The organism is Pseudoalteromonas sp. GB56 (assembly GCF_054923835.1).
Map to the genome: position 1 here is coordinate 1360044 of NZ_JBPCHK010000001.1, position 12257 is coordinate 1372300.

The 12257-nt window shown below is 47.0% G+C and carries 10 protein-coding genes; 2 read left to right on the top strand and 8 right to left on the bottom strand.

Going from position 1 to position 12257, the window contains the following annotated elements; genetic code table 11:
- Positions 1-20: 20 nt before the first annotated feature.
- From ACH19P_RS06410 to ACH19P_RS06445, 8 genes are all read right to left on the bottom strand, one after another.
- Entirely contained in the window at positions 21-740 is a 720-nt protein-coding gene (locus tag ACH19P_RS06410) for a DUF3379 family protein (RefSeq protein ID WP_462157700.1), read from the bottom strand.
- A complete protein-coding gene (locus ACH19P_RS06415) occupies positions 733-1257 on the bottom strand; it encodes a sigma-70 family RNA polymerase sigma factor (RefSeq protein ID WP_462157701.1) in 525 nt (174 codons plus the stop codon). The genes ACH19P_RS06410 and ACH19P_RS06415 overlap by 8 nt, the downstream gene beginning before the upstream one ends.
- Before the next feature lie 87 nt (positions 1258-1344).
- Complete coding sequence (locus ACH19P_RS06420) at positions 1345-2961, bottom strand: BatD family protein (protein WP_462157702.1); 1617 nt, start codon at positions 2959-2961, stop codon at positions 1345-1347.
- The gene (locus tag ACH19P_RS06425) at positions 2955-4904 is read right to left on the bottom strand and encodes a vWA domain-containing protein (RefSeq protein ID WP_462157703.1); all 1950 of its coding nucleotides are present in this window, start codon (positions 4902-4904) and stop codon (positions 2955-2957) included. The genes ACH19P_RS06420 and ACH19P_RS06425 overlap by 7 nt, the downstream gene beginning before the upstream one ends.
- Positions 4901-5899 (bottom strand): vWA domain-containing protein, encoded by a 999-nt coding sequence (locus ACH19P_RS06430; protein WP_462157705.1) that lies wholly within the window; start codon positions 5897-5899, stop codon positions 4901-4903. Before ACH19P_RS06430 ends, ACH19P_RS06425 begins: the two co-directional genes overlap by 4 nt.
- Entirely contained in the window at positions 5892-6326 is a 435-nt protein-coding gene (locus tag ACH19P_RS06435; protein ID WP_462157706.1) for a DUF4381 domain-containing protein, read from the bottom strand. The genes ACH19P_RS06430 and ACH19P_RS06435 overlap by 8 nt, the downstream gene beginning before the upstream one ends.
- The gene (locus ACH19P_RS06440; RefSeq protein WP_462157707.1) at positions 6327-7295 is read right to left on the bottom strand and encodes a DUF58 domain-containing protein; all 969 of its coding nucleotides are present in this window, start codon (positions 7293-7295) and stop codon (positions 6327-6329) included. It abuts the gene before it with no gap.
- Positions 7296-7303: 8 nt separating this feature from the next.
- Positions 7304-8260, bottom strand: a complete 957-nt coding sequence (locus tag ACH19P_RS06445) for an AAA family ATPase (RefSeq protein ID WP_462157708.1) — start codon at positions 8258-8260, stop codon at positions 7304-7306.
- 364 nt (positions 8261-8624) lie between these two features.
- Here ACH19P_RS06445 and fadI point away from each other — a divergent pair, with 364 nt between their 5' ends.
- Together fadI and fadJ are read left to right on the top strand one after the other, a co-directional pair.
- On the top strand, positions 8625-9935 hold the full coding sequence (gene fadI, locus ACH19P_RS06450) for an acetyl-CoA C-acyltransferase FadI (protein ID WP_462157709.1): 1311 nt from the start codon (positions 8625-8627) through the stop codon (positions 9933-9935).
- A complete protein-coding gene (gene fadJ / locus ACH19P_RS06455) occupies positions 9935-12088 on the top strand; it encodes a fatty acid oxidation complex subunit alpha FadJ (protein WP_462157710.1) in 2154 nt (717 codons plus the stop codon). Before fadI ends, fadJ begins: the two co-directional genes overlap by 1 nt.
- Positions 12089-12257: the final 169 nt, after the last annotated feature.

The following is a 12257-nucleotide window of genomic DNA, read 5'->3' on the forward strand; positions in this document are numbered from 1 at the left end:
TTTTTATTCTTAGCGTGAAATTACAGCCATTGTATCGACTCGTTGATACGGCTTTGATATTCATCCAGTGGTGCTTTGGTTGATGCGACTAAAATTGTGTCTCCTTGAGGGAAGTGAGATACACGACCAGCAAAATGTTCATCCGAAAAGTAATTATCACCCAAATATTTATTCTCAGAGGGAACCACAAACACAGTCATTGGGCCAAAATCTGATTCAAACACAAGATGCAGCCCTTTTTGTCCTTTGAAGTTACAAAAGCGCGCGTACTTCACCTCTCCTGGTAGCGTTTTAAATTGACCACCTAGCTGCGCAAGGCGGTTATTCACTTCAGCGATGTCGAAGCGTTGGGTTGATTCTAATGACCCCATTTCATGATAAACATGTGCCAGCGCGTGCTCACCGATAGACAGTGGGGGAACCACAAGCTGATAGGTGAAAACGCCAAATACAACGGCTACCGATGCGGCCGCAGCCAAATACCAAGACTTGCGTTTACGGGTCGCAGATAAGGCTTTAATCTTGTCTGGATTTTCAGACATGGTTTGCTTCAAGATAATTTTATCTGCAAGATTCTCAGGCACATCAATATCTATTGCTTGGTGCAACTCTTTATCAAAGGCTCTTAGCTCTTTGAGTAGTGCCATTCGCTCAGGACTTTGCTTAGCAAATTCTAATAGCTCATCGTCCTTGTCTGTTGGCTGAGCAAAAAGGCGCCGACGAAATTCTAATTCATCCATTTGGGGCCTCTTTAAGTTGGTTATCGTTACTGGTTAATGCGTCTTTAAGCTGATTTCTCGCTCGGAATAAACGTGTCATTACCGTGTTCTTGTTAAGGTTAAGGATGCTGGCAATTTCGTCGCCGCTGCACCCACCAATAATTTGTAGCATCAGAGGTTCTTTGTATTCATGCGGCAGCGCCATTATGTGCCGCTGTAATACCGTCAGCTCCATTTCATCATCCAGTGAGGTGCTTCGGGTGTCGACTAGGGTGTCTTGTTCGACATCACTATAGTCGAATTGTTTACGTTCAAACCGACGTGCATTTTCTCTACGCAAGATAGTGAGCAACCAGGATTTAGCGGCACCATGATCTTGCAAGGAGTCTAATGAACGCCATGCTCTTAAGAATGTTTCTTGGACCAGATCTTCAGCCACTGCTGCATCTTTACTTAGCCAGTAGGCAAAGCGATAAAGCTCTTTGTGATAGACCTGCACCAACGCTTCGTAGCGCTTTTGTTTATCTGCCATGCTCACTAAGACCGCAGTGCTTTAAAATAAATTTCTAAAGAAGTGTAATATTTTTGCGACTAGCACCAAATTAACGTGCTAGCCGCAATGACATTAATATAAAGAGTCTAGCTTAGATTTGCTTTGTGTGTCTGACGTGCTTTTTTTTGCTGCGGCTTGGGCTATCAGTGAAAAGTCGACCATTGTGCTGTTGGCACTGTACAAAGATTGCCTGAGGTTTGCGAATGCTTGCTGCGCGTTCTCAGGCCAAGTTACTATCCAATTCTCAATTGAACCGTGGTGCACTTTAGCGAAGCTATCAACGGCATGGTAAAGCGCTTTGGCATCTTGTGCTTTCGCTGCACGAGATATATCGTTTACGTTTGTGCTTGGCTGTGCTCGCTTCACTGTGGTGTGCGCCTCAGTTTGTTTAGTTTTGCGGCTCAACCACCACAGCAGCATAGTGACAAGCCATAAGAGGTAACCTGGGATGATTAGCCACCAAGTCAGGCTGTTATTCTGAGTGACCACACCAAGTTGTTGTACCTGTTGAGGCGCAGCAGTTGATAAGGCATCTGTAGATGAAGGAGCTGGAGTGGCCGTTGCCGGTATATTGCCGTTACCCACTACGGTAATCGTTTGCTCAGGCACACTGGCGACTTCTGCACGACCTGTTACCGTGTTGAACCAATTTACTTCAATGGCGGGTAAAGTAAAGGTGCCTGGGCGCTGCGGTACATATGCAATAGACGTTTTAGTTTGTGCGATTAATCTCCCATTTCTAACTAAGTGGGTACGGTCAGACTGATCAGGGTAACTGCGAACATCAGCAACTTCGACATTGGCAATATCTGGCAGTTGCTCCTTGGTGACGTTTAATGCTGTGAGGGTCAACGTGCGCGTAATCGGCGTGCCTACCTGTACTTCGTCTTCCAAGCCTTGCCATTGCTCACTTAAATCGACTAACTCGCTGGGTAGCCACGCACCTGCAAATTGCGCCGGCGTGGGTTTGACCTCGACCAACTGATCGGGCGCTTTGGCTGTGATACTTACGGCACGGTAATTTTTTCGGGCTTTACCGTTAAGCATCGGCGCTTTGAGTTCAAAGGTGCCACTCTTTTGCGGTTGAATCAGGTAGTCGCGTTGAATCACTTGATAGCGACGCCCATTCACCACTTCTTGCGACTCTGAGTTTTTACCCATTTGTGAGATGTTGGCATTCTCTAGCTCTGGTGCAGAAAGAGCGCCATCAATTAAATCAACGCCGAGATAGAGCTTCACTGTATAGATGCCTGCCTGTTGCACATATAAAGTCGAGGGCGTTAACTCGGTTTTAATAAAGGCGTTGTCGGCATCGATTTGTGCATTGGTGTTGGCCACCACTTTCATGGTGAAAGGGGCTGAACTGATGTTTTTAAGACGAAAAGCGGGTACTTCGTACTCGCCTGGATTACGCGCCATTAGCTCGATACGCCAGGTAGTTTGGCGTGACACTGAGCCATTAATAATCTGTGTTTGGTTGCTGCGCGATGTCGGGCCAACGACGAAGTGTTTGAGCAAAGCCGATGTATCAGGTTGCTCAGCATTTATGGTGTCGTCCGCACTGAGTGTCAGATAGAAAAATTCACCTGCAAGCACCGGATTTTTATCTACACTGGCGTCCAATTTTGTTAGTGCTAACGCGGGGAGGGAAAAACACACTAAACAAAAAATAACTAAACTTCTTACCATGACTTCTCTACTCCTTGCGGTAAGCGACGACTTGAATGTTGGCGTTGTTGTGCTTCTAATTGCATCTTGTTGCGCAGTAAAATTTCCGGGTTATCCGGAATTTTGCGCAGTAATTGGTTCAGTTGTTGGGCGCGCTCTTTTTCTTCAGCGGTTAGCTCTTCAACTTGTTGGGCTTGTGCAACGGTTTGTTGCTGGCCCTTGTCACCTTGCTCATCGGATTTTTCATTAGACGGCTGTGCAGATTCTTCATCCGCTTGCTCCTGAGACTCTTTGCCTTCTTGAGATTGCTTCTCGCCATCGTGCTCGGATTGCTTCTGGGCTTGTTCGCTTTGCTTATCTCTTGCAGGGTCTGCCTGTTGTTCTGCGGATTGCTCTGCGGCGTCTTGCTGTTGCGGATCAGCACTATTTTGTGGGTTGTTTTGCTGTGAATCATTGCGCAGATTGTCACCCTCAGAGCCACTGTTTTGCTGCTGAGAGTCTTGTTGTTGACCGTCTTGCTGTTGGTTGTTGCCTTGTTGCTTATCGCCTTTTTGATGCTCAGAATCAGAACCATCTTGCTCTTGGTTTTGGTCGCCATTTTGTTGCTGGTTCTGTTGCTGATTTTTGAGTTGCTCTAAAATCGATTTGTTGGCCGCCGCCGCACTTAAATTAGGGTCTTTATCCAGCGCTTGTTGGTAGCGCTCGAGTGCTTCATCGACCTTGCCCAATTGCGCCAGTGCATTACCTTGGTTATATAAACCAGTTGCAGAGGAATCTTTATTAAACTCCTCGAGAGCACCTTGATAATCTTGTTGCTGGTATTTGGCCGAGCCACTCAGTAGCGCATTGTCTGATGTTGCTGCTTGGGAATATTCTTGTTGCTGGTAAGCATCAAGCGCATTTTGTTGATCGTTTTTGAACCAAGATTGCCAGGTTGCTGCATGTGCGCTTTGCCAAGGAATTAAAACCACAGCGGCACAGAGCATAATTGCATTGCGATTAATTTGTATCAGCAGCAAAAGTGCGGCAAAAATGGCTAAGTAAATGCCAGCGTCAATGCGCCACAATGTTTGCTGACTTTTTGATTCAACCTGCGTTGCTGCCACTTTAACTTGGGTGAATGCGCTAAGATTGTCGCTGCTTGGTTGATAGCGAACGAGTTGGCCGCCACCGAGTTTTGCGAGTCGATTGAGGCTGTCAAAACTGGTTTTCGGAATGACAATTTGCCCATGACTGTCTTTTAAGAAGCCTCCGTCAGGCAAGCTTATTGGCGCACCTTGTGTTGAACCTATCGCGTAAATAGACAAGTTATAGGGCGACTTTGATAGCCAATTACGTACATCTGTTTCGTCTTCGCTGTCGATACCATCGGTAATGAGGATAATGTCACCTTCGTAATAACCTGCTTGCTCTAACAACTCCTGTGCCTGTACTAAGCCTGCTAACACGTTGCTGCCTTGCGATGGCATGATATCCGGACTCAAGCTTGGAATAAGGTTGGTGAGCGTGTTGCTATCCGAAGTCAGTGGCGAAATGGTAAAGGCATCGCCAGAGTAGGCAACCAGTGCCGTTTCACCTTCTTTGAACAACTCCACCATGTCTAAGGCTTTAAAGCGCGCCTGCTGCAGGCGATTAGGGCTGATGTCTGTTGCAAACATAGAACGTGACATATCCATCACCATAACGCGGGCTAATTTAGCCTCAAAAACAGGCACTTCTTGTTTACTAAAACTGGGCCCTGCCAGTGCAAAGACGATAACCGTCATTAACACTGTATTGGTTAACCCGAGACTCTGACGCTTGTTCGCTTGCGCGCCTTCTATCACCTGAGTTGCTAAGTGCGGAGCGATAATCTGGCTTTGCTGTACCACAGTGGACTTGGCAAAGAGTCGCCAAATAAAATAGACCGCTACTGGGATCAGCAAGTACAACGCTGGCGCACGTAGAAAAACAAAATCGCTCATGCTTGCCTCCTTTTAGCTACATAGGTTAATGCTCTGAGTTTGCGTCTTAAGATGGCCAACGCAATCATAGCCAGAGCGATACTCAGAGGAATATAAAACAACGCTTTTTTAGGACGTACGGTCTGCTCTTCCTCGGCTAAGGGCTCAAGTGCATCGAGCTCTTGATAAATATTGGCTAGGCTTTGAGTATCTGTGGCGCGGAAATATTTACCGCCCGTTTGCTCAGCTATCTGTTTCAATAGCGTTTCATCAAGCATGCTACTGCCTGACATGGAAAACAGCCCCATGCTCATTGAGGCATTCGCACCCACACCCACAGTGTAGACTTTTACTTTGGCATCTTTGGCAAGGATTAATGCCTCTTCTGGTGTCAAATTGCCTGCGGTGTTTTGCCCATCAGTGAGTAGGATCACCACCTTGTTTGACTGGCTTTTATCATTAAAGCGTTTGACCGATAACCCCAGCGCATCGCCAATGGCAGTAGCTCGCCCAACGAGACCAATCTGCGCCTCTTTGAGCATTTGAGCGACAGTATCAAGATCGCGAGTGAGTGGTGTTTGCAAAAACGCGGTATCAGCAAAGAGAATCAAACCCAGTTGATCGCCTTGGCGTTCGGTGATGAAATTAGCCAACACGCTTTTTACCACACTTAGGCGGTCAACATAGCGTCCTTGATAGGCCATATCTTGTTCGCGCATCGAGCCGGATAAATCCACGGCAAGCATGATGTCACGGCCTTCATTTTCTAAGGTAATGGGTTCCCCTTGATGCACTGGGTTTGCGACAGCGATAACCGTGCATATCCACGCCACTGACATCAGCCAATGTGGCCAGCGGCCACCGCTTAACGCTCGTTCTTGGTGCATATCTACGTGACTTAAAGACGGAATATGCAGCTTTAACGTCGCATTGTGTTTTCGCTTAGGAGTCACTAAAACCCATAACCATGGCAGAGGTAATAGGATTAATAGCCAAGGCCATTGGAACTCATACATCGAGTATCTCCTTGGTTTTAAATTGTTGTATGGCCGAACTCAATTTCAGCGAAAGGTCGCTGTGATCCGCTTTATCGCGATAAATGGCCAACAGCTCATCTTCTGAAAAGCGCATTGCGCTTAATTGCGACAATACCTGAGCCCACTTTTTGCCAGTGAGCGCGCTAACTTGGTCACCGTAATAGTGTTTGCACAAGCGTTTTAGTAGCTGATGTAAGGCGAGAGCGTCCATCGTTTCAGCTGCATGAGATATCGCTTCGCGCTTCGCTGCTAGGTGTTGTTTACGCTGACGCCAAATGATAATTAAGGTGATTAAGATACCCAGCAACAACACGGCAACGAGCCACCATGCTGGACCGGGTGGCCACGCACTCACCTCGGTCGGGGCAATGACATCTTCTAACTGTGGAATTGGCACTGACTGCATTTATGCGCTCCGTTGATAAAACTGCTGCTCCAGTGCTTTAGCTGCACTGATTTCCACGATTGAATGGCAGTAACGCGCCAGTATCTCAAGACGTTGTGAACCCAAAGCGTGTGCACGTTTGTTAAAGCGGCTTCGAAAGCTCGCGTCATCGAGTGCTAAACTGATTTCAGTGCGCCCGGTGCTGACATTAATCGCCTCAGAGTAACTGGGAAGTTTTTTCTCAAAAGGGTCACTGACGATACAGGCAACGACTTCACAGTGTCTTGCTAGGTGCTGTAATTCGCGCTCAATGGTGGCTCTGTCTTGCTCGTTTAGGGTCACAAAATCACTGATCAGATACACCGTACTGCCTGGCTTTGCCAGCTGATTCAGGCGCTTGAGTTGTGTTACTAAACTCACTTGGGAGGTTGATTGTGACGCCATAGATTGTTGTTCGCTGTGACAATCCAACATGCCATGAAACACCCGCAACACAGCTTTGTCACGACTTTGAGGGCGAAATTCATGATGGTGATGGTCGTTAAAAATGAGCGCCCCGAGTTTGTCACCACGTTCACAGGCCGACCAAGCAATCAATGCACCAAGGTGTGCAGCTTGCACAGACTTGAAGACAAACTGAGATCCGAACTGCATACTGGCGCTGAAATCAGCCATGATTAGGACCGGTCGTTCTTTTTCTTCTTGGAACAACTTAGTATGCGCTTCGCCTGTACGAGCGGTTACTCGCCAGTCGATACTACGTACATCGTCGCCATTCTGATAATGACGAACTTCCGCAAACTCCATGCCTCTGCCTTTATGTGGCGCAAGATACTGGCCACTGAGTGGGCTGCGAATACGTTTGCGCACTGCTAAGTCGAGCAGTCGGGTTTTGCTTTTGTAATAGGTGAGCTCTTTAAGCGCCAATGCATGACCGCTACAGTGGAGTTGTTTTAGCCAGTCATTGACACTCGAAGGTGATGATGACATTCGACTCATTAAGGTACTGCCACTCGTTCAAGAATACGGGTTAAGACATAATCTTTAGTGATGCCTTCAGCTTGCGCTTCATAGCTTAAAATAATGCGGTGACGTAGGACATTATGGAATACCGCTTGGATGTCTTCTGGGCTCACGAAGTCGCGGCCATTCAGCCATGCATGCGCTCGCGCTGCTTTATCAAGTGCGATGGTTGCACGTGGGCTGGCACCGTACTCAATCCAATTCGCTAAATCATCATCGTAACGCGTGCCGTCGCGTGTTGCGATAATCAATTGCACTAAGTATTTCTCAAGTGGCTCTGCTAGATGCAAAGCAAGCACCTCTTTGCGCGCGCTAAATAGGTCAGCTTGTGAAATAGGTGCAATAGACGCTTGCTCACCGTCAAGAGCTTCGCCACGCGTTAAGCGCAGAATAGCCAACTCTGAATCAGCGTCAGGGTAGTCGATATTCAAGTGTAATAAGAAGCGGTCAAGCTGTGCTTCGGGGAGAGGGTAAGTACCTTCTTGTTCTAATGGGTTTTGAGTGGCCATTACCATGAACAGCTGCTCCAGTGGATAGGTGTTTTTGCCCACTGTAATTTGTCTTTCAGCCATGGCCTCTAATAATGCTGATTGCACTTTAGCGGGTGCACGGTTGATTTCATCTGCAAGCACTAGATTGTGAAATAACGGCCCTTGTTCAAACACGAACTCACTGGTTTGCTGGCGATAGATGTCGGTGCCTGTGACGTCAGACGGTAATAAGTCAGGGGTAAACTGAATGCGTTGGAAACTGCCTTCTAAGCCTTTGGCTAATGCATTTACGGCACGCGTTTTTGCCAGTCCGGGGGGGCCTTCAACAAGTAAGTGACCGTCGGCTAACACCGCGATGAGCAAAGATTGAGTGAGGTGAGGTTGACCAATAATTTGCGTATCGAGATACGTTTTTAACTGTGCAAACTTAGAAACTGCCATAAGTGTACGTGTCCTTGCCGGCATTTAATTTAGAAAATTCGTAAAATACAGAGGTCAATTCAGAGCGAATGACCCAACTAACAAGCCTGTTAGGCACTGTTAGAGTGATTTAGTTCAGATTGATTTTACTTACAATTGTTCAGTTTTAAAGTCTTGTTTTTATTTTAAATGCCATCAGTTATTAACTATTGTTGTAAGGGCTGATGATTTTTGCTGTGGTGGATCATCAAACACCAAAATAAGCCACGCAAGGTGGGCCATCGGCTAAGCCTTTATTTTGACTTCACTATTGGCAATGTGCGTGGGGTTGTTTAGAATCGAGGAAATATTAACAGGTCAGACCTGTCAGCAGGAGAAGCATTTTATGTCTGAGCAATTAAAACTAACAACTCGAAACGGGGAGCGCATCGCGATAGTTAGCGGCTTGCGTACACCTTTTGCCAAGCAAGCAACCGCTTTTCACCATGTTCCAGCGTTAGATTTAGGTAAGCTGGTGGTTAATGAGATGCTTGAGCGTCTTGATTTTGATCGCAGCGAAATCGACCAACTGGTGTTTGGTCAGGTGGTACAAATGCCAGAAGCACCCAACATCGCTCGTGAAATTGTTCTCGGAACGGGCATGCCAGTGAACATTGATGCTTATTCAGTATCACGTGCATGTGCAACTAGTTTCCAAGCCATTGCCAATGTCGCAGAGTCGATAATGGCCGGGCACACGCAAGTGGGTATTGCCGGTGGCGCTGACTCGTCATCTGTATTGCCAATCGGTGTGAGCAAGAAATTAGCGGGCAGCTTAGTTGATTTAAACAAAGCCCGTACGCTTGGCCAACGACTTAAGATTTTCTCAAAATTACGTCCGAAAGATTTACTTCCCGTTCCACCCGCCGTTGCTGAATATTCAACGGGCTTGTCAATGGGGCAAACCGCGGAGCAAATGGCAAAAACGCACAGTATCAGCCGTGCTGACCAAGATGCGTTGGCTCATCGTTCGCACTCGCTTGCAGGTCAAGCTTGGGCCGAAGGTAAATTAGCGCAAGAAGTAATGACTGCGCACGTACCGCCATACAAGTCATTTATTGAACAAGATAACAACATTCGTGCTAACTCTGACTTAGCGAGTTACGCCAAATTAAAGCCTGTATTTGACCGCAAATACGGCAGTGTTACCGCAGCGAACGCAACACCTCTGACTGATGGTGCAGCAGCGGTGTTATTAATGAATGAAAGCAAGGCAAAAGCACTGGGTTATGAGATTTTAGGTTACATCCGTAGTTACGCATTCACCGCTATTGGTGTACACGAAGATATGTTGATGGGCCCTGCGCACTCAACGCCAGTCGCACTGGACAGAGCGGGGATTACGCTGGGCGATCTCGACTTGATTGAAATGCACGAAGCCTTTGCGGCGCAAACCCTGGCAAACATGAAGATGTTCGCATCAGACAAATTCGCGAAAGAAAAGTTGGGTCGAGACAAAGCTATTGGTGAAATTAACATGGACAAGTTCAATGTTAATGGTGGCTCACTCGCCTACGGTCACCCATTTGCGGCAACCGGCGCACGTTTGATCACACAAAGTATTCATGAACTAAATCGCCGCGGTGGTGGCTTGGCATTAACGACAGCCTGTGCGGCAGGTGGCCTAGGTGCTGCCTTTGTATTGGAGAGCGCATAATGACGGAATCTGTATTTAAATTTGAGCTCAACGATGAGCAGGTTGGTATTGTTACTATCGATGTGCCCGGTGAGAAGATGAACACTTTGCGCGCCAGTTTTGCGGCGCAGCTTGATGAGGTGATCAAAACCGCGAACGACAATAACGTAAAAGGCTTGGTTTTCATCAGTGCAAAACCAGACAACTTTATTGCCGGTGCCGATATCAACATGCTCGATGATGCTAATTCTCATGAAGAAGCATTGGCACTTTCAACCACCTGTCACGACGCATTTTTTGAGCTCGCAAAGTTACCGTACCCAACGGTTGCGGCAATTCACGGTGCGGCACTCGGTGGTGGCCTTGAATTTGCTTTAGCGTGTGATTACCGTGTTTGTAGCGACAGCGATATCACCAAAATGGGTCTGCCTGAAGTGCAGCTTGGGTTATTACCCGGCGGCGGCGGTACTCAACGTCTACCAAAATTAGTGGGCATTCAAAAGGCCCTTGAGTGGATGCTAACAGGCAAGCAAGTTCGTGCTAAACAGGCGAAAAAAGCAGGGTTAGTGAATGAATGCGTGCCACACTCAATTTTACAAGAAATTGCGGTTAAATTTGCACTCAAAGGCAAAGCTAAAGCGACAAAACCTCAGTTAGATAAGATGTCTGCGTTACTGGAATCAAATCCTTTTGGCCGCAATTTGATTTTCAAAAAGGCGGCAGAAAACGTGGCCAAGAAAACCGGCGGTCATTACCCAGCACCTGAACTCATTATTAAAGCGGTGCGTGCGAGTGTTGAGCTTGATACCCTCAAAGCATACAAGACTGAAGCGGAAGGTTTTGCCAGCTTGGTGATGAGTGGTGTATCTAAGCAGCTGCGCGGTATTTTCTTTGCAACGACGCAAATGAAAAAAGAATGGCGAGCGGATGATGCGCCAAGCACCAACAAAGTCGCGGTGCTCGGCGGTGGTTTAATGGGCGCAGGTATTACCCATGTGAGCGCTATCAAAGCGGGTGTCCCTACGCGCGTTAAAGACGTTGCTCAGCAAGGTATTGCTGGGGCGATGAACTACAGCTACAAGATTCTTGATAAGAAATTGAAACGTCGCATCGTGTCAAAAGCGCAGTTGCAAGAGCAAATGAACCGTATCACAGGCACCACTGACTACAGTGGTTTTAAACACGTTGATATGGTGATTGAAGCGGTATTTGAAGACTTAAAACTAAAGCAAGCCATGGTTGCGGATGTTGAAGCAAATGCGCAGCAACACACAATTTTTGCGAGTAATACTTCTTCGTTGCCGATTTCACAAATCGCTGAACAGGCACAGCGCCCTGAAAACGTTATTGGTTTACATTACTTCTCGCCAGTAGAGAAAATGCCCCTAGTGGAAATTATTCCTCACGAGAAAACCAGTGAACAAACCATTGCTCGCACAGTAAGCTTCGCTCGTAAACAAGGAAAAACGCCAATCGTTGTTAAAGATAAAGCGGGTTTCTTTGTAAACCGTATTCTAGCGCCTTATGTGAATGAGGCTGCAAATCTACTTCTTGCTGGTGAGCCTATTGAGAAAATCGACAAAGCATTGGTGGAGTTTGGCTTCCCAGTCGGTCCACTCACATTGCTTGACGAAGTAGGGATTGATATTGGCTCGAAGATAGCGCCTATTTTGGAAGCTGAATTAGGCGAGCGCTTTAAGGCTCCTGATGCTTTTAACCGTCTGATCGATAGTAAACGCTTAGGCCGTAAAGCAGGTCGTGGTTTTTACGATTACTCTAAAAAAGACAAGAAGGTTGATGAGTCTGTGTATGAGTTACTGGGCGTCACTGTGGCACCTAAGCTCAACAAAGAAGAAATCGCTGAGCGCTGTGTAATGCAAATGCTCAATGAAGCAGCGCGCTGTTTAGATGAAGGTATTGTAAGCAATGCGCGCGATGGTGACATCGGCGCCATCTTTGGTATCGGATTCCCGCCGTTCTTGGGTGGTCCATTTAGCTATATGGACAAACTCGGTGCGAGTGAGGTGTCTTCGAAGTTGGCAACTTTCTCCCAGTACAACAGTGCGTTCGAGCCAGCGCCACGTCTTGTGCAAATGGCTGAAACTGGCGCCAAGTTCTACGACGAAGCGCAAGCTCAAGAGTCCAGTGCAGATGAGGCTGCTGAAGCAGAGTAATTCCTACTGATAATGCAATCTAAAAAGCGCAAGCCACAACTTGCGCTTTTTTCATACAAAAAATAGACACCTCACTTACTTCACAAAGGTGGGTATAACTTCTTTATTTTAAAATAATTTATCTTTAATGTGCCTGAGCTTCGGGGTCGTGAGCAATGGAGTTGATACT